The organism is Paludisphaera borealis, from assembly GCF_001956985.1.
In the GTDB taxonomy this organism is placed as follows: domain Bacteria; phylum Planctomycetota; class Planctomycetia; order Isosphaerales; family Isosphaeraceae; genus Paludisphaera; species Paludisphaera borealis.
Genome location: NZ_CP019082.1, coordinates 5,492,541 through 5,516,794, shown reverse-complemented (window position 1 = coordinate 5,516,794; position 24,254 = coordinate 5,492,541). Strand labels below are relative to the sequence as shown.

Here is a 24,254-nt window from a genome sequence, read left to right as displayed (position 1 = left end):
GGATCGGCGGGTGATGGCAATCGACAGGCGCGTCGTCTCGTGGATGATCGTGGCGACGTTGACGGCCGGGCTGACCGCCTTCACGACGGTCCAGGCGCTCCACCGTTATCACGACCTGCGGACCGGATGGTCGTGGGACCTGGCGTACTACAACCAGTGGTTCTGGGCGCTCACCGAGGGGGACGGCGTACTGTCGGTCCGGCCGCTCGCCTCGTACGGCACCGAGGGGCCGTCGATCTGGAAGATGAACTACCTGGCGCCGATCCGGTTCATCCTGGCTCCGATCTACAAGGCCTTTCCCGACCCTCGCACGCTGCTGGTGATCCAGAACGTGATGTTCTGGTGGCTGATTCCGGCCGCCTATACGCTGGTGCGGTCGGAATCGAAATCGGAGGCCGTCGCGCTGTCGGCGGTCGCCCTGGTGCCACTCACCCCCCTGCTCTGGCCGCTGGTCTGGAACGATTTCCGCGAGCTTCAGCTTGTGTTCCCGTTCGTCCTCTGGGCGGTCCAGGGCGTGCGAAGCCGGCGGCTCCGGCTTACCGCGGCGGGCGTCGCGGGGATGCTTGCGTGCCGCCAGGAATTCGCGGTCGTCGTGGCGTCGCTCGCCTTCCTACCGGCTCGCGAGCCCGAAGACCTTTCGCGGAAGACCGTCTGGCGGCTGGTGCTGTTCGACGTCGGGCTGGTCTGGCTGCTGTTCGGTTTCTTCGGTTATCTGAAGCTGATGGTCGGCAGCTACGCCCCCGAGAGGTACATCGACCAGTTCACGGGCCCCAAGGCGACGATCCCCCAGACGCTCGAAACCGCCGGCGACATGCTCTGGAACGGCGCGGGCGGGTGGCCGTTCTTCGCCCTCTTCGCGCCGGGGGCGGGCGTTCTGGCGCTGCCGTGGATCTGGAGCCTGTGCAACGGCCGTTGGGCGCTTCGGTTGTTGTCGGGCGAGTCGTGGCACCACGTCCGTTACGCGGCTCCGATGGTCTCGATGCTGCTCGCCGCCGGCCTGGTCGGCTACGCCCAGTGGGCGAACTGGCTGTCCCGCCGCTGGGGAGGGATGTTCGTGCTGGGCCTGAGCTGGGTGCTCGCCACGATCCTCCTCACGACCGGATTGAACGAGGTTTTGACCCGGATGGAAGGGATTCCCATCGCCGTCGGCAAAGACGACGTCGAACCTTTCTGGTCGTTCGCCAGCCAGGTCGGCCCCGACGACGGCGTGCTCGCCGCCTACGAGTTCACCGCCCCGCTCTCGTCTCGTAAACTCCTGTGCAGCTACATCATGGACGCCAACAAGCCGCGGGGCTTCCCCCAGCTTGGCCCAGAGTTCCAGTGGATGTTCATTCGGGGCAAGGGACTCGACCCCCAGATCTTCGTCAAGCAGGGATTCACGATCGTTTACAGCGGCGAAACCCTGATCGTCCTCCGTCGCCCCGGCGCCGGTTAGGTCGACGAGCCGCGCGTTCGGGGCGAATCCGTCGCAAGAGTCCGCTGGTTCTGGCCGGACGTCCGGTTACAATGGGCGACATGAACGCCATCGTCGTCGTCTGCAACAGCCTGCACCTGGGATTTCTCGGTGCTTACGGAAACGCCTGGATCGAGACGCCCCACCTCGACCGCCTGGCTTCTCAGGGCGTGGTCTTCGACCACCACTTCCCGGAGAACCTCACCACGCTTCCCACGCGGCGGAGCTGGTGGACCGGGAGGTACGGGTTCCCCAACCCCGAGCTGGGCTGGACCCCGCTGGAGCCGGACGAAACGATCCTGCCCGACCTGCTCTGGAACCAGGGGGTGCGAACGGCCCTGATCTCCGACGTCCCGCTCCTGCGCGAGACCGGTATGGGCTACGGTCGCGGGTTCGACGACGTGATCTGGGTCCGGGGTCAGGGGTACGACCCGTTGATCCCGGCGAACGACTCGAGGGCCCGCGGCGTCAGCCTTGACGACGAGCCGGGCCTGCGGCTGCCGCCCGACGACGAGCCCGAGCAGCAAGAACTCTGGAAAACGCGCTGGGAGCAGCTTCTCCGCAACCGCAAGGTCCTGAAGACCGAAGACGAGGAGAATTCGGGCGTCGCGCGGACCGTCAAGACGGCGATCGACTGGCTCGACCGCCGCAAGGACGACACTCAGCCGTTCCTGCTCTGGCTCGACATGTTCAGCCCCCACGGCCCTTGGGACCCGCCCGCCGAGTATCGCGACCAGTACGCGACGATCGAGCCCGACGAATTCGAGTCCGACGACGAGGGCAACCTCGTGGACGAGATGCTCGAAAACGAGCACCAGATCGACATCGAGGACGTGCCGGTCCTGATGGACGTCCCCGCCGGCGCGGTGGGCGACGTTCTGACCGAAGCCGAGCTGTTCCGGCTGCGACGGACCTACGCCGGAACCGTCACGCTCGTCGACCGCTGGCTGGGCGAGCTGTTCGACGCCCTCGAACGCATGGGACGGATGGAAGACACCCTCATCGTCTTCACGAGCGACCAGGGCGAGCCGCTCGGCGAGCACGGCTACGTCCGGCGGTTCCGCCCCTGGCTGTACGAGGAGTTGGTCCACACCCCGCTCATCGTCCGCATGCCCGGCGGCAAGTTCGGCGGCGGCCGGCATCAGGCGATCGTGCAGACGGTCGACCTTTTGCCCACGCTGCTGGAGTTCTTCGGCCTCCGGCATCCCAAGGACGCGCCGCCGCTTCACGGTCGCGACATCCTCCCGCTGATCCGGGGCGAGCAGACGAAGATTCGCGACTACGCGTGCTTGGGAATGGACGCTGAAGAGTTCGCCATCCGGACCCACATGTGGCACCTGGTCCTGCCGCTGGTCAACGATCCCGAGGAGCCAAGGCTCAGCGAGCTGTACCGCAAGCCCGAGGATCGATGGGACCAGAACAACGTCATCGAGCAGCACACCGAGGTCGCCGAGCACCTTGAACTAACGCTGCGACGCTTCGTCGAGGCCCTGGGCCGCGACGCGCTCGACGACCTGTTCCCGCTCCGCGACGTGGCTCGGTTCAGCCAGTAGCCCAAACCGAAACAGCGACTGCGATTGCGCCTGTGCCTGCGGCGCGGGAAACGCCGGGGCTCCCTGCGGCGTAGGCTTGGCCTGGGCCGAGGGGAGAGGTGCCACTCCGGTCCCGCCGCACGCCTGGCAGCGGTGCTTGCCCGCAAGGCCTTCCTTGAAGCTCTGGATGTGCTTGCATATGTGGTCGTGCTTCCACTGCCGGAGCTGCTCCAACCGATCGTGGAGCCTGGTCAAGACCGCGCACGGCTTCTTGACGTGGCTCGTCGTCGCCGGGCTCTGGGGCGTGGGCATCACGAACGCCTGCTGGGCCGTCGGTGACACGTACGGCTGGGTCGGCGTCGGAGACGACGGTCTGGCCACGGCCGAATAGTAGGACGTCGGAACGAGCACCGGCGGCAGTTGGGCGGGTCCTTGAGCCGAGGCGTAGACGATCGCCTGGTGCTGGTGCTCCGGTTGACGCGGCCGCATCCACTTCGTGAACCACCCGCCGTGGGACGCCGAATCGTCCGGCCGCCGCGCGGCGAAGAGCGTCGGGCTGAGCGCGCCTCCCGTTTGTGACTCGGCGACGATGGGCGAGGGAGCTTGAGCCGAGGGGGGCAGCATCGCAGCCGTCGGCGCCGAGGGCAAGGTCGGCGACGGCGCCTCGGGCGCGTGTTCCGCCGGAGGAGGCGGAGCCGCGTCCTCGGAGGTCTTGGGCTCGGAGTCGGGCTTGGCCGACTCGGTCGCGACGGGAGCTTCGGGCTTGGCCGGTTCGGTCGTCGGCGAAGGACTCGCTGGGGGCGTCGGAGCGGTGGTCGGCGGGACCGCTCGCGGCGACGGTCGCACCGGAGGAGGCGGGGGCAACTGGACCACGGAAGCGAGCGTGGCAGTGGGCGAATCGAGCGCCGGGGCCGAGTCTGGGGCCGCCGCCTGATCGACCAGCGGCGGCGGACCAACGTCCTCGGCGCGGCTCGCGTCGGCCGACGTGCTCCGGGCGGCCTCGTCGGTCTTGGCCGTGGGTTGCGTCGAGAACCGCTCCATGAACGGGCCGGGGAGCGGGATCGGCGAGGCGAGGGCCGACGGCGGCGTCTGGTCGTCGTCGGGCGGTTGTGATCCGAGGGAGGCTCGCAACGTCGGCGTCGGGTCGTCCGGGTCGCCCCAGATCCGCACGGGCAGAACGAAATCGTCGTCCTTCCGCGGGCGGGCGAGACTGGCGATGGCCCGGTTGGCCTCGGCCGCCGTCATGGTCGGCGTCGGGTTGTTGCGACCGAGCGTCGGCCCGCCGTTGTCGCCTCTCGGCTTGAGGCCCGAGGGGAGGAACCGCGACAGGATGCTCCGGTTCCGATCCGGCCAGATCTCGCGTTCCGGCCCGACCCGGCCCGAGGTTTCGATGCGGAGGTCCGTGACAGGCCCGGACGCCGGGGCGGGCGCGGGATTGCGCAATCGCGACCACCAGCCGCGCCACCCGGATTGCTGTACGGAGGGACTGGCCGTCGGCGCCTCCAACGGCGACGACGTCCGGCTGCGTTGCGGTACTCCCGCGCATCCGGAGACTCCGACCAGCACCAAAACCACGATACCCATGCCTCGCGACGGTCTCATGGCGTTTCCTCCCGCCTGGGCGGTTCCGATTCCATCGACCGGAAGCCCTTGTATGCGAATCACTCCGGATTCATCTCAGTGCTTTCCATCGGCATTCGCCGGAAACCCCTAGGGACCAATCTCGGGGTCGTCCGAACGGCCGCCGCACACGATCCGGTTCTTGAGCGCAACCACCACAGCCGCTACAGTCGGCGAAACGCGAACAGTTTGAAGAAGAGGCTCCGAATCGGTAGGCTGGTACGGCATGGAGCGTCGAGGCGGCGGGTGCTCGACGCCCCGCGTCGATCGACTCGCGGAACCTGAAGGATGAGGTTGAACGATGATCAACGCCGATGCCGCTGAGCGGTTCATGTCCGCCCCCTGGCTGGAGTCGACGGACCGGGCGATCAAGCATGAATTGCTTGAGGCGCTGGCGGAGGAGCGGGCGGCTAAGGGGACGATTCTGCTGGCGCAGGGACAGCCCAACGATCATCTCTCGTTCCTGATCGAGGGGACTGCGGAGATCGATCGCCAGGCCGGCGGCGGCCGCCGCGACGTCATCACCACGTTGACCGCGCCCGCCGTCTTCGGGACGACGTCGTTCTTCCAGCCCAAGCCTCCCCGCGTGAGCGTCCACGCCACGTCCGACGTCTGGCTGCTGACGCTCTACCATCCGTCGTATCAGATCCTCCGCCGCGACCATCCCCGCGCGGCCGAAGCCCTGGCTCTGGCGGTGGTTCGAGCGATCTCCGAACGGTTCGACCTGCTCGACAAGCTCTTCTCGGAGCACATCGCCAAGACTCCCGCCACCCCCGCCAGCGCCGCCTCCGAATGGTCGAGCTTTCGATCCCGCCTGTTTGAAGAACACACCATCTGATCAACGGCCGGCGCGGAATCGCAGGTTGACTCCGCCGTTTTCCGGCTGCACAATGAAGTTCCAGAGACCGACTGCCAAGGCCCCGAAACGCATCAGCCCTTGCTCCGGCGAGTTCGATCGTCGTCGGAAGTTCCTGATTCACCTCGTCACCAAGACGGACGCCAGGCCGTCTACAGACGTGACGTCTCCTCGTTTTCCGGCGACCTGCGCGACACCGTCAGGGATCGATCGACGCGGCGTCGCGGGACGCTTTTCACCAAGGTCCGCTAGCCATCATGAGCACCTCATCCTCGTCGACGGGCACGCCGGCGCGGCGGCCGGAATTCGACCAGTTGCTCGATTCGGTCCGCGTGTGCGGAACGCACGGGCATCTCGTGGACGTCCGCGAGTCGCTCCGCTCCGTTCTGGGTCCGAACCGTCCGCTGGTCATGCTCTGCCCCCACGCCGACGACGGCGCGATCACCGCCGCCTGTCTGATCCACGAATACGCCGTCCGCCGCGGCCTTCCGGTCGTCGAAATCCTGGTCTTCGCGGGCGAGCGCAACGTCGCCGCCCCCTGGCTCAACGACCAGAAGAAAGTCACCGTGCGCGAGGCCGAGTTCCGCCTCGAATGCAGCGTGCTCGGCGCCGAGGCGATCTGCTGGGACCTCGAAGGCTACCGGTGCCCCGGCTATCAACCGACCGCGAAGGACGTCGCCGAGGTCGTCGAGTGGTTCACGAAGCGGCGGCCCGGCGCGATCATCGTCCCGCCGGCGAACGACGCCCACGCCGCCCACCGCGTCACTCGGGCGCTCGCGGCGGTCGGCCTCGTCGGCGCCGGGCTCCACGACACCCTGGTCCTGACCGGTTGGACCCCCTGGGGACCGCTTCCCGAGCCCAACGCCTACTTCAGCTACGACGGCGAGGCCGAGCGAACCAAGGAGTGGGCCATCCACTGCCACGCCTCGCAGATCCTCCTGACCGATTACACCCAGTATTGCTCGCACCTGGGCCGCGCCTACGCCGCGCTCACCCGCGAATGGGCCGAGGGCCACAGCCTCTCGGGCCGGGCGGCCCGCACCGACGACCGCTTCGTCGGCGTCGAGCTGTTCCAGATCGAGACGTACGACCCCCTGCGCCGCAACAACTTCCCGCCCGACCCCATCCAGATGGCCCTTGGCATGCTCGGCAACCACGAAGCGACCGGCCCGATCGCCGTCGAAGCCCCGGCGCGACCGGCCGCCTCTGAACCGACGGCCACCAAGCCGAACACCGCGACGGTCCCGGCCTGACCCCCACCATGCGAGAGCCTGACGCGATGTCCTCCGCCGAACGAACCGTCCAGATTTCCGGGTCGACCGTGATCGTCTGCCCCAACGCCGAGGCCGCGAGCCGGGTCGCCGCCGAGTCGATCGCCGCCACCATCGACTCGGCCCTGAAAAGCCGAGGAAAAGCCATCCTCGGGCTGGCGACCGGAGCCACGCCCGAGGTCGTCTACGCCAACCTCGCCGCCCGGCACCGGGCCGGCGGCCTCTCGTTCCAGAAGGTCGTCACCTACAACCTGGACGAGTATTACCCGATCCAGCCGATCGACCCGCTGAGCTACCGGTCGTACATGCACCGGCACCTGTTCAGCCGGGTCGATCTTCCCGCGAACCAGGCGCACGTCCTCGACGGCACGGTCCCAGAGGCGTTCGTCCGCGAGCATACGGCCGAGTTCGACCGCTGGATCGAAGCCGACGGCGGCCTCGACCTCCAGTTGCTGGGGATCGGCCGCAACGGCCACATCGGGTTCAACGAGCCGGCCGAATGGTCCGTCGCCGAGGCCGCCGCAGCGCCGACGCGGCTGGTCGAACTTCACCCGGTCACCCGGGCTGACGCCGTCCGCGAGTTCGGCGACGCCGCGAAGGTGATCCCCCGCGCGCTCACAATGGGCGTGAAGCAGATCCTGTCGGCGCGCGCCATCGTGATGCTGGCCACCGGCCCCCGCAAGGCCTCGATCGTCGCCCAGGCCCTCCGCGGCCCCGTCACCACGGCCGTCCCCGCCTCGCTCCTCCAGACCGTCGCCGACCGGGTCGTCTGGATTCTCGATGAACCCGCCGCCGCGGAACTCGGTTCGTAACGACCGAGGCGCGCCGGATGCGTCGAAACTCCGGATGCGATCGGTGCCTCCGGGCCGAACCTCTCACTCCCTGAATGGCCTGAAATGAATCTCATGTATCAATTTTAATTTCAATAAGGTCTTTCGGTTTCTTGCTTGTCCCCACCGCCCATGATATCGTCCACGAGTCCATTAGATCGACTCGTCGCGCCCTTCCCGCGCTGGCCCTGTCATGGAGCCTCTTTAATGCGACATCCGCAGCTGCTTGTACTCGCCCTGACGCTGGCGACGGCCTCTCTGGCGATCGCCGCGGAGAAGCCGATCCCGCAAGACCCCGCCAAGACGGCGAAGCGGTCGCGGGAGCGGCTGGAATTTCAACGCCGGACGCTCCAGGGAGCGTATGACAAAATCGGCAAGCGAGACCCGCGATGGGACAAGCCGGCCCGCGAGGCGCTGGAATTAGCCGCCCAGATGTTCAGCCTCCAGATCGACCCCGACGTCAATGTCCCCGACGTCAACAAACCGGCCAAGACCGCCGTCAACGCCGGCTGCGATGATCCGATGGTGGTCTATCTGTACCAGCGGACGTTGAGCGGGTCGGACTACCCTGGACTCGAAGAGACGATCCGCCGGGCGAAGAGCTGGTCCCAGGGCCTCGCCGACAGCAAATACCCGGTCTTCCGGCGGGCGATCGCCGTCGAGCTCGCGGCGGAGTACTTGCTCTCGTCCAAGCCGTTGACCGACGAGATCAAGAAGGAAGCCGAGCGCGGCTTCGACGCCACACTCGCGATGCTCCCCAACAGCGTCGCCCAGGACGACCGCAACGAGTTCTGGGAAGACCGCTGGTTCGGATGCTTCATCGATCTGATCCGTGGCTACCGCGGGATCGGCGTCGAGCCCGAGGCAGCCCTCAAGCGGGTCGACGATGCGCTGGCCAACCTCCCCGATCTGAACCCCGTCCGTCTCCAGATCCAGGGAGAGTTCTGGTATAGATACAGTTGGGAAGCCCGGACGACCGCCTTCGCCGCCAACGTGCCCGCAGGTGGATTCGAGAAGTTCGGGGAGCGCATGCTGAAGGGGCGCGAGGCGCTGGAAGAGGCTTGGCGGCTCCGTCCCGAGAACGCCCGAATCGCCGACGCCCTTATCGAAATTGACAAGGGAATCGGCGGCGATCGCGACACGATGGAACTGTGGTTCGAACGGGCCATGAAAGCCGACGGCAACGATCGATCCGCATGCTGGTCCAAGCTCGACTGGCTCGACCCCAAGTGGCACGGCGCGGAGGAGGAGATGCTCGAATTCGGCCGCGCCTGCCGCGACACGAAGAACTGGCACACCGGGATCATCCTGCTCGTCGCCGACGCCCATTATCGCCACTCCGCCCGACTAGGCGATGGCAGGCGGAAATACCTGGGCTCGCCCGAGGTCTGGTCCGACATCGAATCGGTCAACACCGAGTACCTCAAGCATTTCCCCGACGACGACGTCGTGCGGAGCAAGTACGCCGCGCTCTGCTCGATGGCCGGCCGTTTCCCCGAGGCCCACGCCCAGTTCGAGGCCCTCGGCGACCGGCTCGTGCAGTGGACCGAATCCCCGTACATCCCCCTCAACGTGCTGCAGCGGATGCGCGGCGAAGTCGCGAAGGCCGTCGCCGCCAAGCCCAAGCCGAGCGCCGCCGCTTCCCCCGGCCCGAAGCTCGACTGACCTCCCATCGATGGAGCGCCCGAAGAAGCCGCCGGTCGGAATGCACGGACGTCGCGCGACGCCTGCATTCCGAACGAGGGGCGAAAGCGGCTCGGCGGTCAGGCCCCCGCGCCGGGACGGCCGACGACCTCGCGGACCTGGCCACGCTCCTTGCGGGTCGTGATGGCGTTGACGGCGTTGAGGTAGGCGAGCGCCGAGGCTTCGATGATGTCGGTCGATGCAGCCCGACCACGGAAGGTGCTCTCGCCGCTCTCGACTTCGAGTTCGAGCGTGACCTCGCCCTGAGCATCTTTGCCCTGGCTCACGCTCCGGACGACGAACTCGTGGAGGTTGGCGTGGACGCCCGTCACGCGCTCGACGGCCTTGAAGATCGCATCGACCGGACCGTCGCCGATCGCGGCGTCCTGGACGATTTCGCCGTCGGGGCGGCGGATCGAGACGGTCGCCGTCGGCAAGACGCTGGTGCCGGCGGTGGTGTGCAGGCTCAAGAGCTGCCAGTGGGCCGGCACGTCGCCCATGAACTTCTCGACCAGGACGGCCACGTCTTCGTCGTAGACTTCCTTCTTCTTGTCGGCCAGCGCCTTGAAGTCGTGGAAGAGGGTCTCGATCTGCTCCTCGCTCAGCGTGTACCCCATCTCGACGACCCGGTCGCGCAGGGCGTGACGGCCCGAATGCTTGCCCAGAACCAGGTCGGTCCGGGATACGCCGACGTCTTCCGGGCGCATGATCTCGTATGTCGAACGCTCTTTGAGCATACCGTCCTGGTGAATGCCCGCCTCGTGGGCGAAGGCGTTACTGCCGACGATCGCCTTGTTGCGCTGGACCGCCATGCCGGTGATCGACGAGAGCATCCGACTGACCGGGAAGAGCCGCTCGGTCTTGATGTTCGTCTCCAGGCCGTAATAGTCATGGCGGGTCTTCAGGGCCATAACGATCTCTTCAAGGGCGGCGTTGCCCGCGCGTTCGCCGATGCCGTTGATCGTGCATTCGACCTGGCGGGCGCCGGCCTCGACGCCGGCCAGGCTGTTGGCGACGGCCAAGCCGAGGTCGTCGTGGCAGTGCGTGCTGATGACGGCTCGACCGATGTTGGGAACCCCTTCAATCAGCGCGCGGATCACCGCCGCATACTGCGAGGGCATGGCGTAGCCGACCGTGTCGGGGATGTTGACGGTCGTCGCGCCGGCGTCGATGACGGCCTCGATCACCTCGCGGAGGAACTCGATCTCGGTCCGGGCGGCGTCCTCGGGGCTGAACTCGACGTCTTTGCAGACGGCCGCCGCGCGACGCACGCCGGCCACGGCCCGCTCCACGATCTGCGCCCGCGTCATCCTCAGCTTGTGCTCGCGATGGATGGCCGAGGTGGCCAGGAAGACGTGAATCCGCGGCTTCTGGGCGAACTGGACGGCCTCCCAGGCGCGGTCAATGTCGCGGTCGTTGCAGCGGGCGAGACCGCAGACGGTCGCGCCGGTGATCTCGGCCGCGATCGCCCGGACCGAGTCGAAGTCGCCGACCGAGGCGATCGGGAACCCGGCCTCGATGACGTCAACTCCCATGCCGGCGAGCGCCCGGGCGAGTTCGAGCTTCTCGGCCATGTTCATGCTCGCGCCCGGCGATTGCTCGCCGTCGCGCAACGTCGTGTCGAAGATCCGCACGCGGTTGCGGTCGGCCTCGACGTCGGTTGGAGTGGACGACGCGGCGCTGGAGTTGTCGGAAGGGGTCATGGCTGGGCTCATTCCTTTCGGGTTCGCGGCCGTCGCGGCTCGCTCAAAGTTCTAAAAAAGGATTCGACTCATCCAAGCCCGCCCGCAAAGACAGGACGCACCACCGGGGACGCACGGGGCCACAACGAAAGAAGCCCCGAGATCCACCGGCAAGGGTGAGTCTCGGGGCTTCTCTGGCTGACCATGCGGGAACCTGACAAGCCCTAAGACGACGCTCCCTTGCGGCCGGTAAGGCCGAGGATAAGCAGACTAAGGCTTGCAAGCGGAATTCGCATCGCTGGGCTCGTTCCAATCCACGTTCCCCTGAGAGGAACGAATTAGGATCAAACAGTTCGACTACAAGAATGATAGGTTGACGCGCGCTTCGGGTCAATCGGCAAAAATCGCCGCGCCCGGAAATGCGGGCCGGTCGACGTCGAAATCCCAGCAAGACCACGCGATGCCGACCCGGTTCGACCCGCTTTGCGATTTTCCAGGTTGGACGGGTTTCGTACATTGAATCCCAGAGCGGACGCGCGTATCTCTTCTCACTGCGGAATCCGCCGGCGGCGTTCTCGATCCTTCCAGAAGTCGAACCCTGCGAGTCCACGATGCGAATTCTCCATCGATCGGCCGTAACCGCCTTATTCATCATGATTTCGACCGCCGCGGCTCGGGGCGATTCGCTGCTCGTCGGCAACCTCGCGAACGCGCCGTTCGGATCCGACGCGGTCGATGCGGCCGACGCGCGGGCCCAGGGGTTCAAGACCGGCGGCCGGGACTGGAACCTGACCTCGATCGAAGCGGTCCTCGGCGGTTTCAACCCCGGCGGGACGTTCGCCGTCTCGGCGGTGCTCGCGGCTTCCACAACGAACGCCCTAGGCAAGGACGTTCCGGATGTTTCCTCTCCCCTGGCGACCTTCCTCGTTCCGACGATCGACGCAAGTTTCGCGACCTTGAACTTCACGCCGATGACCAACTTCGTGCTGAAGGCGAACACCGAATACTGGTTCGTGCTCACGGTCACGGCGGCCGGCGGCACGCCGTTCGAGTGGCAATACACGTACGACACGGCCATTGACTCGGCCTCGGAAGGCATCCTGACTTCCGCCGCCGCGACCATCCCACCCGGCTCGGGCGTTTGGGTAAGCCAGCCGAACGCCCCGTACTTGATCCAGGTCATGGGCACGCCGGTCGGCGCCGTCCCCGAGCCGTCCTCCTGGATCATCGGCGGCCTCGGCTTTTCGTCCGTTTTCATGCTGGTCCGCCGCCGACGATCCGCACCGGTCGCGGGCTGAAGCAGAAAGTCGAACACCATGAGATCCGCATTCGCACTGATCGTCTTGTGTCTGCTCGGCCACGATCACGTTGCGGCCCAGTCGACCGCGTCGGGCTTGCAGACCGATGAACGCCCCGCCAAACGGCCGGCCCACGAGTCGGCCGACGAATCGGCGATCCGCGCCCTCGTCGTCGAGTTCACCCGCGCGTTCAACGCGGGAGACGCCAAGGCGGTCGCGGCCTTGTTCACCGACCAGGCCCGGATCGCAACCGAGGGGGGTAAGACGGTCGAGGGCCGGTCAGCCGTCGAGAAGCTGTTCGCCGCCTCGTTCGAGGCCACCCCCGGCCAAACCATCGCCGTCAAGACCGAGAGCCTGCGCCTGCTCGGCACGGAAGCGGCTCTCGAAGAAGGGACGGCCACGATCACGGTTCCGACGACCCAGGACGCCAACGCCGACAGCCGCGCGGAAACCTCGCGGTACTCGGCGGCCTACGTCAAGAAGGACGGCAAGTGGCTCCAGGACAGCATCCACGACTATCCGATGATCGATGCGTCCGCCGAGAAAACCGCCCACGATCACCTGAAGGAGCTGGAATGGCTCGTCGGCGAATGGATGGACGAGGACGACAACGCCGAGGTGCATACCTCATGCGATTGGTCTGACGGCCGTTCGTACCTGCTTCGCAATTATAAAGTGAAGGTCCAAGGTCGGGTTGAGTCGTCTGGCGTCCATCGAATCGGCTGGGACCCGCGGTTCAACCAGTTCCGGTCGTGGGCCTTTGATTCCGAAGGCGGGTTCTCCGAGGGGCTCTGGTCGCGCGACGGCGACCGCTGGATCATCAAAACGACCGGCGTCCTGAAGGACGGCCGGGCCGTCTCCGCGACGAACGTGCTCACCCGACTGAATCGCGATGCGCTCCGCTGGGGGTCGATCGACCGGACGCTCGGAAACAACGCCCTGCCCGACGCTGAAGACGCCGTGCTGGTCCGCAGGCCGCCCGCGCCGCACGGCAACGGCCCATCGACCCAACCCGCGAGGAACCCGCAATGAACAAGCTCCTTCATCTCACCCTCGCGGCGCTGATCGCGGCCCCCCCCTGGATCACTCCGGCCTTCGCCCAGCGAGGAGGCGGTCGTGGAGGAGGTGGTGGAGGCGGCGGCGGTCGTGGAGGCGGAAGGTCGGCCGGCGCCTCCGCCGGCAGGCCGTCGTTCAACCGCACCCCGTCGTTCACACCACCGCAAGGCGGTCGACCAGGCGGCGGTGGCGGCGCGGGATGGCAAGGCGGGATGCGTCCCTCCGCCCCTGCCGCCCGGCCCACGCCCGGGCCTGGAGCCGGCCCTGGCCAGGTGAACCGGCCTTCGCTCGGCAATCGCCCTACTCTCGGCGGCGGCGGTCCCGGTTCTCCAGGCGCTGGCGTCAGCCCGGGTCGACCTCCCGTCGCCGGCGGCCCCAACCGGCCGGGCGTGAATCCCGGTCGGCCTCCCATCGCCGGCCCTGGCCCGAACCGACCGGGGGGCGTCAACCCGGGTCGGCCTCCTCTGGCCGGCGGCGGCCCCGGCCCCGGACGTCCGCCCGGCATGAACCCGGCGCGTCCTCCGGCCTGGGGGCCTGGCGGCGGTCCCGGACGGCCTCCCGGCTGGGGAGCCGGACGACCTCCGGCATGGGCGTCGCGGCCCGGCTGGAACAATCACCAAGCCTGGGTCAACGGCTACTGGCACGGACGCAACAACAACTGGTGGAACAACGGCGGCGCGTTCTTCACCGGCATGGCCGTCGGCGGGATCGGCGCCTGGGGACTCAACTCGGCGATTTACAGTTGGGGATACCGGCCTTTCATGAACCCCTACGCCGTCGCCGTGCAGCCGATCATCATCCAGCAGCCGGTCGTGGTTCAGCAACCGATCGTGGTGGGACAGCCCGCTCTGCCCGTCGCCGCCGCGCCGGCCGGAGTTTACGACTACTCCCAGCCCCTGGCCGAGACCGCGCCTCCCGACCCCAGCGTCGCCGACCCGGCGATGCAGACGTTCGACGCGGCGCGTGAGGCGTTCAAGGCGGGCGATTACAACCAGGCCCTCAAGCAGACCGACGAAGCTCTCAAGGCCCTGCCCAACGACGCCGCGATTCACGAATTCCGCGCGCTCTGCTTCTTCGCGATGAAGCAGTACGACCAGGCGGCGGGCGTACTGTACGCAGTGCTTTCGGTCGGTCCCGGGTGGGACTGGACGACCTTGATCGGCCTCTATCCGAGCATCGACGTCTACACGCCGCAGCTCCGCGCGCTCGAAGAGTATGGATCGGCGAATCCCAACTCCGCGGCCGCCCGGTTCGTGCTGGGTTATCACTATCTGACGCAGGGGCACACCGAGGCGGCGATCGGCGAGTTCAAGGACGTGACCCTGCTCCAACCGTCCGACAAGCTGTCCGCCCAGATCGTCGCCCAGCTTTCCGGAAGCCAGGAGCCGGGCGAGCCCTCGGCAACCGCGCCGCAGACCGAAGCCGCGCCGACCGCCGCCGAGCCGCCGGCCGCGACGCCCTCGGTTCCCGAAGGCAACCTCGTCGGCGCGTGGCAAGCCGCGCCGGACGCCGGCGTCTCGATCGCCTTGACGATCGCCGCCGACGGCGGCTTTCAGTGGAACCTGACTCAGCAAGGCCAGACCCAGCCGATCGCGGGCAAGTACACCTACGGGAACGGCATCCTGACTCTGGCTCAGAGCGACGACAACGTGATGGTCGGCAAGGTGACCTGGCAAGACGACAGCCATTTCGTCTTCCAGGCGATGGGAGGAGGCCCGAACGACCCCGGCCTGACCTTCAGTAAGTAAAGAGCGACAGCGAATGGAACGCGGCGCGAGACGACATCCTCGCGTCGCGTTCCCGGCTCAAACCGCGCACGCCTCGCGCCGGGTCGCGCGATCGAAGACGAGCGTCGGAGCCGACGACGCGCGGTTGCGTCCCCGGCTCTGAGCGTCCGACAGCGCCGCGTCGGAGGCGTCGAGCAATTCATACAGACTGGTCGCGCACGAAGGATAAGACGCCACTCCGATCGAGAGCGTCAGCACCGGCGCGTCGGAGAGCAGGCTCGCGTTCTCGGCAACCCCCTGGCAGAGCTTGCGCGCGACGGTCAGGCCGTCGTCGAGTTCGGCCCGCGGCAGCAAGACCATGAGCCGGTCGTCGTCGAGGCGGGCCACGATATCGCTGGCGCGGATCAAGGTCGCGATCTTGCGGCCGGTGTGCTGGACCGTCCGATCGACCTGATCCCCGCCCAGCAGGTCGCGAATTCCGCTCAGACGGTCGATGGCCACGCACAGTACCGCGAGCGACTCGCCGTGCCTCCGCGCCTGGCTGAGAGCGAACGGGAACACGGCGTTCAGAAAGGTTGCGTCGTGGACCGTGGGCGCCGACGGGTAATATCCCAGGTCGGTCTCTTCCGCGGCCTTGTCCAGCGCGCCCTCCCACCGCCCGGAATTCCGGACCTCGACGGGTTTCGGTGCCGTGCGCTCCACCTCGCGCGCCCCGGCGTCGAGCCGGTCGAAGGCGCACGACGCCATTACGCCGAGCGTCTCCAGGCGTCTCCGTACGATCGAGGACCGGGAACTCGTCTCGTTCACCACGAGCCATCCCCAGGTTCCACCACCGCGACGCAACTCGATCGCCATCTCCGAGCAGGAAGCGGGACGCCGACCTGAATCCGGGATCAACTCCACCGCGTTCGACCCGGTCACGCGCCGGGCGGCGGCCGTCAGCGCCTTGCCGACGGTCCGGGTATCAGCCGCCTCGGCGAGGGTCTTGGCCAGATCGTGCAAAACCTCTTCGCCCGAGGGGTCGCCGGGACCTCGAAGCGCCGAGGGGAACCACTTCTCGGCCCACGCGGTCAGCCAACGACTCCATCGATGTTGCGTCCGGGAAACCTCGGCCGACGTCTCCTCGATCGATGAGTCCCTTTCGCCGCGTTCCCGATCCGCTGGGCTTGTGGCGTCACGACGCCAACCACGATCAGCAACCATAGTGATCCTCCTGGGAGTTCCAGCGCCTCGGTCAGGGGCGCCGACGCCGGGCCCGCCGACGGTTGTGGTCTTGAGCCGTCAGAACAACCCTAGGCCACGACCGCGCGACGGGGAAAACGGACTTGCCAGGATTTTCGATATGGCGCACGATGCACCGCCTTCACGACCCCCCGGTCGCGAGGCCGGCGCTTCCTTTCCGCCCGCGCCGGAGCAAGGTCTCGAAACCAAGACCCGGTCGCAAATTCGCGCGGCCCGCCGTCGATCGAACGACGGACCAGATCGACCACGCATCCTCATGTCGCAAATGCGGTTCGGTCTCCTTGAAGTCATGCGGTCGACGGCGAATTCCGACTAATACTCTGGGCCGAGATGCGCGAGCCGGAATGGCGCGGCCGATCGGCCGACATGGTCGAGCGTCGCGACGGATCGTTCCAGATCGGCAGGTCAGGCAGGATGGAACCCTGAATCATGGCAAACACGCGAATCGTCGCGAAAGCAATTGGGGTGATCGGGGTCGCCGTCCTGGGGCTTGCGCTTCCCGGCTGCGCCACGAGTGAGTGGCTGCACACGTCGAGGGTCACCCAGATCTTCTCGCCCCAGCCGGTGGCCGACAACCCGCTCGTGGTGCCGATTAACGACTTCGAGGCGGTCTGGAACAAGACCGTGGCCGAGGTGGGTGCCTACTTCGACATTGCGTCGGAGAACCGGCTGTCGCGGACGATCATCACCGAGCCCAAGATCGGCGCGACGGTGCTCGAACCGTGGCTGGGCGACTCGGTGACGATCGGCGACCGGGTCGAGTCGACTCTCCAGACGATGCGGCGGTTCGCCGTCATCAAGATCGACCCCGCGCCGGCGGGGGGCTTCCTTGTGAAAGTGGAAGTCCATAAAGAGCTTGAGGATATGGTCAAGCCCGACCGGCAAGCCGCCGGCCGGGCCGTCTTCAACAACGACTTCCCCGTCAACCGCGTCCGCGAGGTCGTCGGTCCAGTGCCGGTCGCGGTCGGGTGGATTCCCCGAGGCCGCGACCCCAACCTGGAGCAAGCGATCCTCTCAGGCGTGCGCAACGCGTTCTTTCTCTAAGAACCGACCGCCGACGGGGCGAGTCCGGCGCGCGAGGGCGGCTTTGCCGACGTCGCCGTGAGCAAAGGGGCTCAGTAGGCGTTAAACGTCCACCAGGCGCCGGCACCGGCGATCCCAATGAAGGTGATAGTGGGATCGAGCAGAGCCGCACGGTGGGCCGGAGAGGCCATCCACATCGACTCGATGCCCGGGAAGCCCCCCATGGCCGAGTTCTGACGCCGAGCGGGGCCCATCACGTGGTGACCCAGGCCGCGGGCCGATTGCTGGCTGTTGTTCATCGCGGCCCAACTCTCCAGGTTCCCGTCGTATCCCACGGCGCCCAGGCCGTACGAGGCACGCACGCCGTTGAGCCAAGCGGTGAATCCGTAGGAATCGCCCGAGGACGCCGCCGGCGCGGCGGCCGGAGCCTGCGCCTGAACGGGCTGAGCCTGGACTTCCATCCCAGCGTACGCACTCTGGTAGTACTGCGTCTGATAGGTAGGCTGCGCGTACTGGACCTGGGCGGCAGGCTGATAGTATTGAACCGCGCCGGCCGTTTGAGTCGCCGGGGTGGTGTAGGTGGGAACGGTGTAAGTCGGAGCGGCGACAGTCGCCGTGTTGGCAGTGGGATAGTAAACGTACTGCTGAGCCTCGACCCGCGACGAAGCCGCGAAAACGGCGGTGAATGACAGAAACAGCCGAGTCAGGGTGCGAAGCTCATGAGTGAAATTCAACAATGGACAAACTCCCTTGTACTGCCCGGTCGGTGCCGCTCCACTGCGACACCCGCAATCGCTAGAAGGAATTCCGAATCCGGGAAAGTTCGATCCGGTAATCCCAGCGAGACACGAGCAAGGTGCCAAAATGGGATCTTCCTCCTCAAAATGCAAACCCTTTCTGCTTATGTTGAAAAAAAACACCATGGCGTATTTCCCCTTGCATTTCTGAAATCCGATATGAACGCGTCGACGCGCATCGATTGTGACTGCGTAACCCCCCGTCGCGCCGCCGCCGCAACTCGCTGTCCGGTCAAGAAAAGCGATCTTGTGCAACGTTTTTGATCGCGCGGGGTCTGGACGCCGAGAACGCGAGTCCCCGGACCAGGCATGGACGGCGCGCCGGGGGAAGCGTCTCCGGGCTTGAAACGCGCGACGTCGGGCTCTCCCGGAAGCTCGTGAAGCGACGGCGTCCACCGCGTCGCAAGAGGAAGAGCGCAGGCCCCCGACCGAATGGGCGCGACGTTGAAGGTCCGACGGAGGCGGTCGTTCCAGGAGCGGCCGCCGCTCAGTCGGAACGGAGGTGTCGGAGCGAAAGGACGTCGGCGTCCACACCGGCCGCGAAGTGGGCCAAGGGGGCCGTCGAGGGACGCGACACGCCCGCCGCGGCTACGAGGTTCTCGTCGATCGCGTGGACGAGAGCTGATTGCAAGGGATAGGGCTGATGCCGCACCTGCCCTTGAAAGAGCCGGCCGCCGTGCTCTGCATAGAGGACGTAGCGCTCGACCAGAAAGTGCTCGAGCGTCCCCGCGCGGGCCGGTTCGACCGGGCCGACCGCCTGGGCCCGAACGAGATACGAGGCCCTGTCGAAGCCCGGCCAACGCCGGACGCCGCCATAGAGAATCGCTGACGACGCTACGGATGAGGGAAAATTTTCCCGCTCCAGAAACAATCGGGCGTCGTAATAGGGAAGATGAAAAAGCCTTCTCGCAACACGGACCGCGATGCGGTTGGCTGCGTCGAGGCTGAAGAACCAGACGCCCGGATCACGACCGTCCAGGTGAACATAAGTCCGGACATTCGTTTCATGAAACGCCGACAGGCCCCTCACCGGCGGCAGTCCGATCGGCCGCACCCCCCGCATGGTGAACGGAACGAGGCCGACGTAGGCCGCGCCTTCGAAAAGGTCGAGGTCGAGCCCTGGGGGCAGCAGCCGGCGCAACGAGTCGGGATCGACGGTCCAGTGCAGGAACAGCAAGTCGCGCCACTTCTGCCGCATGACGACTCTGCCGGACGTGTGCATGGCGATGTTCTCGATCGTCAGGTTGGGACCTGCCCCCCTCTCCATTCTAGGGGGAAAGCCGCCCAGCCTGTCTGGGAGGCGTCACGGCGACCGCCTCGCACGTCCGGGCCAGGCTGCGAATCCGCGTGTCATTCGGGGAGAAAGCAACCACTTTTCCCGATCCGCGGCGCGTCGGTTGCAGCAGCCATTTATTGCAAGTCCGTCTCGGAACCTACCTCCAAACTGACTTCCTTACGATAGGAGTCGTCGCCATGCCAAACCGCAATTGGGGACTTTGCAAGGATTGTAAGTGGTGGCAGCTCGAGCCCGAAGCCTCCGTCGAGAGCCTGACTCTGGGCCTATGCATTGAGGAAGGCCTCCAGGAATTCCGGCTTCGCGTATCCGGCAACAGCGGCTGCAACCGGTTCATGTCGGGGAAGCCGGCCAGGGCCAAGGGGTCGGGCGAGGCGCCTCCCACGGCCAAGGCCGTGCGCTGAGGCCGATCGGGGCGTCCTCAATAGTCGTCGAACGAGATCGCTTCGCCGCCGCGCGACGTGCTGAGCGCCCGCCAGGTCTGGATGTGAACGGAGTTTTTGAAGAAGTGGACGCTCGTGTCGGCCATGGCGGCGTTCACTCCGCCAGGATGGCGGCTGCGGGCCGCGTAGTTGTCCGGCAACGCGGTCGTCGTCCCGACACACGGGGGATTGGGCGACCTATTGAGGCAGTAGTAGGGACTGAACAAAACGTCGGGGAACGAGCTGTTCGGCGTGAGATAGCCCTCAAAGCCGGCGGCGTCGCCCCACCACGAGAAGCCGCGGAGGTCGCGCCCCTGGCCGACGACGACTTCCGAGGCCATCAGCGTCGTGCTCAGCCCGTCGGTCAAGGCCGCAAAGCCGACGGTCCGCTTGCCGGGCAGTTGAGAGTCCGTGAGTGGGGAACCGACGTCCACGAACGGCGCGCCACCGAACCGGACGTCCTGAAAATCAGTCTGGATCTGGATCGAGTTGCCGAAGTTCACGGCGTAATTTTGCGAGGTGCAAGCCAGGGTCGCTCCGTTCGCCTCCACGGATATCGGGGCGTTCTTCTGATCGCTGGGACAGAGGTAGACGCCGACCCACTGGGAGGTCACGGTTCGGTTGGCGACGCCGAAATACCGCAGGTCCTCGTCGAAGCTCGCCGGCAGCCCGGGCGCGTTGGTTCCATTGGAATTCCAGGCGTTGTAGAGCGACTGCTGTTCTATGTAAGGGAGGACGAAGATCAGCCACGTCCCCCAGCAGCACCCTTTCTTGCCCGGCGGCAGGACGTTCTCCACGTCATGGTATCCGTGCATCGCCAGGCCGATCTGCTTGAGGTTGTTGATGCATTGGGTGCGGCGGGCCGCCTCGCGGGCCGACTGCACCGCCGGCAGCAAAAGTGCGATCAGCACGGAGATGATCGCGACGACGACGAGAAGCTCGATCAGCGTGAACCCACGTTTCCCTGGCTGCATTTTCGAGGCTCCTTGGCGACGGCCCGAGAACGGACGTCGATCACGGGGGCGAATCCGAAGAGGGCGAGGGGCGATCCGGCTGGACGTCGATGTCGATTCGGTTGCCGCCCTTGGCCCGGATCTCGACGACTTCCTCGGTTCGTGCGTTGTAGCGGGCGGGGATGCGTTCGACCATAGGCCGGGGTTTTCGGTTCGACGAGCCCGCCGGCGCGGGCGCTTGCACGTTGGAACTCGCATAGATGCGAACCTTATAGGTTCCGGGCGTCGGCCCTTGATCGCGTTCGATCGTGAACGCTCCGTCCCGGATCGTGGCGCCCACGGCCGTCCCCTCGCGTTCCGACGCGGGGTCCAGCATGATCGCTCCGGCGGCGAGTGGCGAGCCCTCGACCGTGATTCGACCGGAGACCGGCTGTCTCCCCAGAGGATTCGCTTCGGCGCATCCCGCCACGAACGCCGAAACGCAAAGCGCCGTCGTCCCGAGGAGTCGCCGAGTGCTGGATCGCGGGGTAAACAAGCTCAGATCAGCAGACCCCATGCTCGAAGGACTGGTCCCGAACACGCGAAACCAGAGACGCTCGCCAAGAGATCTTATAGAGGATCAGCAAATCGAGAACCGAAAAACTTGAACCCGCCCCGATTGGAAGATGCAGTATAAGTGTAGGAACTATCGTCAAGGATCGGCGACGGACGGAATGAGAGCTACAAATGCAACTCAGGACGAATAACGACGCGCGATTGCTGGACGCCTTCGTCGACCGATCCGACCCCGAGGCGTTCGCCGCTCTGGTGGCGCGACATGGTCCAGTCGTGCTCCGCGTGTGCCGCACCGTGCTCCGCGACGATCACCTGGCGGAAGACGCTTTCCAGGCGACCTTTTTGACGCTGTTCAAGAAGGCCGGCGCGATCCAGGACCCCGAGAGCCTGAAGGGATGGCTCTGCGGAGTGGCCTACAAGACGGCCGCGCGCATCCGTCGACGGTCGATTCGTCTGTCCGAGCGTGAGCAAGCGTGGGACGAGAACGCGTCCGGTTGCGAGGTCGTCGCGGAATCGGATCACGATCTGTTTCTGATCGTCCGCGAGGAACTGGAACGGCTTCCAGATCGATACCGGGCGCCGTTGGTCCTCTGTTATCTCGAAGGGTTGACGCACGAGCAAGCGGCTTCTCATCTCGGTTGGGCGTCGGGAACGGTCAAGGTCCGGCTCGTGCGGGGCCGCAAGCTGCTCCGCGAGCGGCTCGACCGCCGCAAGATCACTCTCGCAGCCGGCCTGCTGCTGCTCTGGAGGTGTGAGGCCGGCGCCGCTCCCCCCGACGGCCTGGTTGAGTCGACGCTCGGGGCGGTGATCGAGGACGCGCCGCTCGGACTTTCGCATGCTGAAGCCGCGGCCCTCTCGAAGCCCGCGCTCTTTTCGATTCGCTTTTCGATAGGCGACTGGGCGGTCATCTGCGGGGCGGTCGTGTTGGCTCTCTTTCTGGGATCCACGGCCGCGACCAGCGCCGCCGCGATGATTCCGTGGGGACCTGCCGCCGCGACCGACGGAGCCGATCTTCCCTCGAACCTGACCGACGTGCTGGCGATCGACTGTAGCTAGATCGCCGGCGTCCGCTCGAAATGTGCGGCGTTTTCTCCTGACTCGCCGCATTCGTTCCGTCTGTGAGACGGTGTTCTCCATCGGCCGCGGTCTATCCGTCGGTTCGCAGGGAGACTCTGCGCGCTGTTCAACGTCCGGGCCTGGAGGGATCAAGCGGGGTTCGCTCGCCTATTTCATTCCATCATTCGTCCCTTCGTTCCTCCAGGCTCTTTTCCCCCTTCCTCGACATCAGGGAGCATCAGAAATGGATTCTTGCCCGAGAACCGAGTCCGCCCCGCGAAACGACGCACGGCGATCATTCCTGAAGACCGTCCTCACGACCGCCGCCGCCGCGCCGGTCGTCTTGGGGGCGACGTCAACCAGCCTGTTCGCCCAAAGCCCGGATTACCTGCCGACGCTCTACCGTGGATGGAACGTGAGGAATTTCCAGGACATCCTCAGCGACGAGAACGCCCACGTCGAGTACTTGCTTAACGGGCTGGGCACGGCGGCTCGCCCCAAGCCGACGTTCAAGAACCTGCTCCAGAGCCACGTCTTGGATTTCGCCATGGTTTCCCGGGCCCTGGAGAACACGGGAGTCGGCGCGTATCTCGGCGCCCTGCCGCTGCTCGCCGGAACTCCTTACCTCTCACCGGCCGGTTCGATCGCGCTCATCGAGGCCAGGCACGCCGGATACCTGAACACATTGTTGAATCTGCCGATCACCCAGAACGTCAAGAACCAGAAGGAAGCCTTCGATCTGGCGTTGACGCCCGAGGAAGTGGTCGCGCTGGCCGGACCGTTCGTCGTCGACTTGAACGGCGGCCCGCCGTTGATCCCCGCCGGTGGGTTGCAGAGCCCCATCGACGTGCTCAACTTCGCCCTGGCCCTCGAATTCCTTGAAGCTGAATTTTACAACCTCAACGTGCCCAAGTTCACCTGAACGGCGGAAGACGGAGCGTTCCCGTTCCCGGCGATCGGAAAAGCGTTGCGCCCCGCCGCCTCGACATCCGCTCGGCGGGTGCGAAGCGGGGGGATCGCTCTCCGATCGGCCTGTTCCTTCATCGATCGAATCCTCATCCGGAGAACTCCCTGATGCGTCCCTGGTGTATCGTATGCGGTCGCTCCCTGCTGTTCGCCGCGGCCGTTTGCTTGACCGGAAGCGCGGCGCAGGCGGGCGGAGCCGTTTCCGCCGGTCAGATCGAATCGTTTCTCGGGCTCTCCAGCGGAGCCCTCGACGGCGTCGGCGACGGCCCCGCAATCAACGGCTCGGCGATCCAGACCACTTTTTCGGCGATCGCCGGGCAGGTGCTCTCGTTCCAGTATCAATTCTTGACCAATGAAGACCCGACGGCCGGCCTCAACCTCGTCAACGACTTCGCGTTCGTGACGTTGAACTCGCAGGACCCGACCTCGCTGGCCGACGTGGCGAGCACCACGTTCTCATCGTCGTCGACGCCGTTCTCCCTTGGCTCGTCGATCCTCAGCTTCACGATGACGCTCGCCGACGCGGGGTTGTACACTCTGGGAATCGGCGTCGTGAACGTCACGGACGATACCTACCCCTCGGGACTTCTGGTCGACAACTTGAAGCTCGATTCGACGTTGCTCCCCAACGGCGGCTTCGACGGGCCCTGGACCGGCTTCAGCTTCATGGCGATCGGCAACACCTCGATCGTCGGCGCCGATTACGGCGCGCCCGTGCCCCAGGGAACCCAACAGGCGCTTCTGTCGGCGGCTGCGGTTCCCGAACCGACAAGCATGGTGTCTCTGGGCTTCGGCGCCCTCTTGATCCTTTTCAAGGCCCGGCGGCGGTCAAACGCCTAGTTGATCCACTTCGGCGAGCGGGACGAGTCTTCTGGTTTCATCCTCAATGGCAATAAGGGTTCCCGCGGAAGTCCCGCACCCGCTCGCCGGGTGTCCAA

Annotated in this window: 21 protein-coding genes; 14 read left to right on the top strand and 7 right to left on the bottom strand. The window is 66.2% G+C overall.

Translation table 11 applies throughout. The features are described from left to right. The first annotated feature begins 13 nt into the window (after positions 1-13). Positions 14-1,435: a DUF2079 domain-containing protein gene (locus tag BSF38_RS21280; RefSeq protein WP_145952255.1), complete on the top strand. Its 1,422-nt coding sequence runs from the start codon at positions 14-16 to the stop codon at positions 1,433-1,435. An 80-nt stretch (positions 1,436-1,515) separates the two neighbouring features. After that, positions 1,516-3,006, top strand: a complete 1,491-nt coding sequence (locus BSF38_RS21275) for a sulfatase family protein (RefSeq protein WP_076351255.1) — start codon at positions 1,516-1,518, stop codon at positions 3,004-3,006. Here BSF38_RS21275 and BSF38_RS21270 read toward each other — a convergent pair. Continuing rightward, positions 2,917-4,587, bottom strand: coding sequence for a hypothetical protein (locus tag BSF38_RS21270; protein ID WP_145952254.1), 1,671 nt, complete (start codon positions 4,585-4,587; stop codon positions 2,917-2,919). The genes BSF38_RS21275 and BSF38_RS21270 overlap by 90 nt on opposite strands. A 319-nt stretch (positions 4,588-4,906) precedes the next feature. On the opposite strand from BSF38_RS21270, the gene BSF38_RS21265 reads away from it, so the two are divergent. From BSF38_RS21265 to BSF38_RS21250, 4 genes are all read left to right on the top strand, one after another. After that, positions 4,907-5,443 (top strand): cyclic nucleotide-binding domain-containing protein, encoded by a 537-nt coding sequence (locus BSF38_RS21265; protein ID WP_076349003.1) that lies wholly within the window; start codon positions 4,907-4,909, stop codon positions 5,441-5,443. Between the two features lie 275 nt (positions 5,444-5,718). Next, positions 5,719-6,714 carry a PIG-L deacetylase family protein gene (locus tag BSF38_RS21260; protein WP_076349002.1) on the top strand — a complete coding sequence of 332 codons (996 nt, stop codon included), beginning with the start codon at positions 5,719-5,721 and terminating at the stop codon, positions 6,712-6,714. A gap of 26 nt (positions 6,715-6,740) precedes the next feature. Then, the gene (locus BSF38_RS21255) at positions 6,741-7,544 is read left to right on the top strand and encodes a glucosamine-6-phosphate deaminase (protein ID WP_076351253.1); all 804 of its coding nucleotides are present in this window, start codon (positions 6,741-6,743) and stop codon (positions 7,542-7,544) included. A 225-nt stretch (positions 7,545-7,769) separates the two neighbouring features. Beyond that, positions 7,770-9,227, top strand: a complete 1,458-nt coding sequence (locus BSF38_RS21250) for a hypothetical protein (RefSeq protein WP_076349000.1) — start codon at positions 7,770-7,772, stop codon at positions 9,225-9,227. A gap of 98 nt (positions 9,228-9,325) precedes the next feature. Here BSF38_RS21250 and BSF38_RS21245 read toward each other — a convergent pair whose 3' ends face one another. After that, positions 9,326-10,948, bottom strand: coding sequence for a 2-isopropylmalate synthase (locus tag BSF38_RS21245; RefSeq protein WP_076348998.1), 1,623 nt, complete (start codon positions 10,946-10,948; stop codon positions 9,326-9,328). 590 nt (positions 10,949-11,538) lie between these two features. Between BSF38_RS21245 and BSF38_RS21240 the strand changes: the two genes are divergently transcribed. The 3 genes from BSF38_RS21240 to BSF38_RS32465 are packed head-to-tail and all read left to right on the top strand — an operon-like array spanning position 11,539 to position 15,029. Beyond that, positions 11,539-12,225 carry a choice-of-anchor R domain-containing protein gene (locus BSF38_RS21240; protein WP_168189427.1) on the top strand — a complete coding sequence of 229 codons (687 nt, stop codon included), beginning with the start codon at positions 11,539-11,541 and terminating at the stop codon, positions 12,223-12,225. A gap of 18 nt (positions 12,226-12,243) precedes the next feature. Further along, entirely contained in the window at positions 12,244-13,257 is a 1,014-nt protein-coding gene (locus BSF38_RS21235) for a YybH family protein (RefSeq protein ID WP_083713201.1), read from the top strand. Beyond that, positions 13,254-15,029, top strand: a complete 1,776-nt coding sequence (locus BSF38_RS32465; RefSeq protein WP_145952252.1) for a tetratricopeptide repeat protein — start codon at positions 13,254-13,256, stop codon at positions 15,027-15,029. The genes BSF38_RS21235 and BSF38_RS32465 overlap by 4 nt, the downstream gene beginning before the upstream one ends. Positions 15,030-15,086: 57 nt before the next feature. Here BSF38_RS32465 and BSF38_RS21225 read toward each other — a convergent pair whose 3' ends face one another. Next, entirely contained in the window at positions 15,087-16,010 is a 924-nt protein-coding gene (locus tag BSF38_RS21225; protein WP_076348990.1) for a GGDEF domain-containing protein, read from the bottom strand. Between the two features lie 669 nt (positions 16,011-16,679). Here BSF38_RS21225 and BSF38_RS21220 point away from each other — a divergent pair. Beyond that, complete coding sequence (locus BSF38_RS21220; RefSeq protein ID WP_083713193.1) at positions 16,680-17,294, top strand: hypothetical protein; 615 nt, start codon at positions 16,680-16,682, stop codon at positions 17,292-17,294. A 71-nt stretch (positions 17,295-17,365) separates the two neighbouring features. Here the strand turns inward: BSF38_RS21220 and BSF38_RS21215 are convergent, their stop codons facing one another. Beyond that, entirely contained in the window at positions 17,366-18,007 is a 642-nt protein-coding gene (locus tag BSF38_RS21215; RefSeq protein ID WP_168189426.1) for a CAP domain-containing protein, read from the bottom strand. Positions 18,008-18,557: 550 nt separating this feature from the next. Continuing rightward, positions 18,558-19,292, bottom strand: a complete 735-nt coding sequence (locus BSF38_RS21210; protein ID WP_237170555.1) for a YqjF family protein — start codon at positions 19,290-19,292, stop codon at positions 18,558-18,560. A gap of 251 nt (positions 19,293-19,543) precedes the next feature. On the opposite strand from BSF38_RS21210, the gene BSF38_RS21205 reads away from it, so the two are divergent. Continuing rightward, on the top strand, positions 19,544-19,768 hold the full coding sequence (locus BSF38_RS21205) for a hypothetical protein (RefSeq protein WP_076348984.1): 225 nt from the start codon (positions 19,544-19,546) through the stop codon (positions 19,766-19,768). Positions 19,769-19,785: 17 nt separating this feature from the next. Here the strand turns inward: BSF38_RS21205 and BSF38_RS21200 are convergent, their stop codons facing one another. Both BSF38_RS21200 and BSF38_RS21195 read right to left on the bottom strand, forming a co-directional pair. Next, positions 19,786-20,760 (bottom strand): DUF1559 domain-containing protein, encoded by a 975-nt coding sequence (locus BSF38_RS21200; RefSeq protein ID WP_076348982.1) that lies wholly within the window; start codon positions 20,758-20,760, stop codon positions 19,786-19,788. Between the two features lie 40 nt (positions 20,761-20,800). Then, a complete protein-coding gene (locus tag BSF38_RS21195; RefSeq protein ID WP_145952250.1) occupies positions 20,801-21,115 on the bottom strand; it encodes a hypothetical protein in 315 nt (104 codons plus the stop codon). Positions 21,116-21,465: 350 nt separating this feature from the next. Between BSF38_RS21195 and BSF38_RS21190 the strand changes: the two genes are divergently transcribed. The 3 genes from BSF38_RS21190 to BSF38_RS21180 all read left to right on the top strand — a co-directional run bounded on the left by BSF38_RS21190 (position 21,466) and on the right by BSF38_RS21180 (position 24,156). Next, positions 21,466-22,350: an RNA polymerase sigma factor gene (locus BSF38_RS21190; RefSeq protein WP_076348978.1), complete on the top strand. Its 885-nt coding sequence runs from the start codon at positions 21,466-21,468 to the stop codon at positions 22,348-22,350. Positions 22,351-22,594: 244 nt separating this feature from the next. Continuing rightward, a complete protein-coding gene (locus BSF38_RS21185; RefSeq protein ID WP_076348976.1) occupies positions 22,595-23,272 on the top strand; it encodes a ferritin-like domain-containing protein in 678 nt (225 codons plus the stop codon). Positions 23,273-23,424: 152 nt separating this feature from the next. Then, positions 23,425-24,156 (top strand): PEP-CTERM sorting domain-containing protein, encoded by a 732-nt coding sequence (locus BSF38_RS21180; RefSeq protein ID WP_083713190.1) that lies wholly within the window; start codon positions 23,425-23,427, stop codon positions 24,154-24,156. Positions 24,157-24,254: the final 98 nt, after the last annotated feature.

What these genes read in the sequence shown, in the direction of transcription:
- BSF38_RS21280 (WP_145952255.1), top strand. Translation starts at nt 14, where the DNA reads ATGGCAATCGACAGGCGCGTCGTCTCGTGGATGATCGTGGCGACGTTG.
- BSF38_RS21275 (WP_076351255.1), top strand. Translation starts at nt 1,516, where the DNA reads ATGAACGCCATCGTCGTCGTCTGCAACAGCCTGCACCTGGGATTTCTC.
- BSF38_RS21270 (WP_145952254.1), bottom strand. Translation starts at nt 4,587, where the DNA reads ATGAGACCGTCGCGAGGCATGGGTATCGTGGTTTTGGTGCTGGTCGGA.
- BSF38_RS21265 (WP_076349003.1), top strand. Translation starts at nt 4,907, where the DNA reads ATGATCAACGCCGATGCCGCTGAGCGGTTCATGTCCGCCCCCTGGCTG.
- BSF38_RS21260 (WP_076349002.1), top strand. Translation starts at nt 5,719, where the DNA reads ATGAGCACCTCATCCTCGTCGACGGGCACGCCGGCGCGGCGGCCGGAA.
- BSF38_RS21255 (WP_076351253.1), top strand. Translation starts at nt 6,741, where the DNA reads ATGTCCTCCGCCGAACGAACCGTCCAGATTTCCGGGTCGACCGTGATC.
- BSF38_RS21250 (WP_076349000.1), top strand. Translation starts at nt 7,770, where the DNA reads ATGCGACATCCGCAGCTGCTTGTACTCGCCCTGACGCTGGCGACGGCC.
- BSF38_RS21245 (WP_076348998.1), bottom strand. Translation starts at nt 10,948, where the DNA reads ATGACCCCTTCCGACAACTCCAGCGCCGCGTCGTCCACTCCAACCGAC.
- BSF38_RS21240 (WP_168189427.1), top strand. Translation starts at nt 11,539, where the DNA reads ATGCGAATTCTCCATCGATCGGCCGTAACCGCCTTATTCATCATGATT.
- BSF38_RS21235 (WP_083713201.1), top strand. Translation starts at nt 12,244, where the DNA reads ATGAGATCCGCATTCGCACTGATCGTCTTGTGTCTGCTCGGCCACGAT.
- BSF38_RS32465 (WP_145952252.1), top strand. Translation starts at nt 13,254, where the DNA reads ATGAACAAGCTCCTTCATCTCACCCTCGCGGCGCTGATCGCGGCCCCC.
- BSF38_RS21220 (WP_083713193.1), top strand. Translation starts at nt 16,680, where the DNA reads ATGGCAAACACGCGAATCGTCGCGAAAGCAATTGGGGTGATCGGGGTC.
- BSF38_RS21210 (WP_237170555.1), bottom strand. Translation starts at nt 19,292, where the DNA reads ATGCACACGTCCGGCAGAGTCGTCATGCGGCAGAAGTGGCGCGACTTG.
- BSF38_RS21205 (WP_076348984.1), top strand. Translation starts at nt 19,544, where the DNA reads ATGCCAAACCGCAATTGGGGACTTTGCAAGGATTGTAAGTGGTGGCAG.
- BSF38_RS21200 (WP_076348982.1), bottom strand. Translation starts at nt 20,760, where the DNA reads ATGCAGCCAGGGAAACGTGGGTTCACGCTGATCGAGCTTCTCGTCGTC.
- BSF38_RS21195 (WP_145952250.1), bottom strand. Translation starts at nt 21,115, where the DNA reads ATGCTGGACCCCGCGTCGGAACGCGAGGGGACGGCCGTGGGCGCCACG.
- BSF38_RS21190 (WP_076348978.1), top strand. Translation starts at nt 21,466, where the DNA reads ATGCAACTCAGGACGAATAACGACGCGCGATTGCTGGACGCCTTCGTC.
- BSF38_RS21185 (WP_076348976.1), top strand. Translation starts at nt 22,595, where the DNA reads ATGGATTCTTGCCCGAGAACCGAGTCCGCCCCGCGAAACGACGCACGG.
- BSF38_RS21180 (WP_083713190.1), top strand. Translation starts at nt 23,425, where the DNA reads ATGCGTCCCTGGTGTATCGTATGCGGTCGCTCCCTGCTGTTCGCCGCG.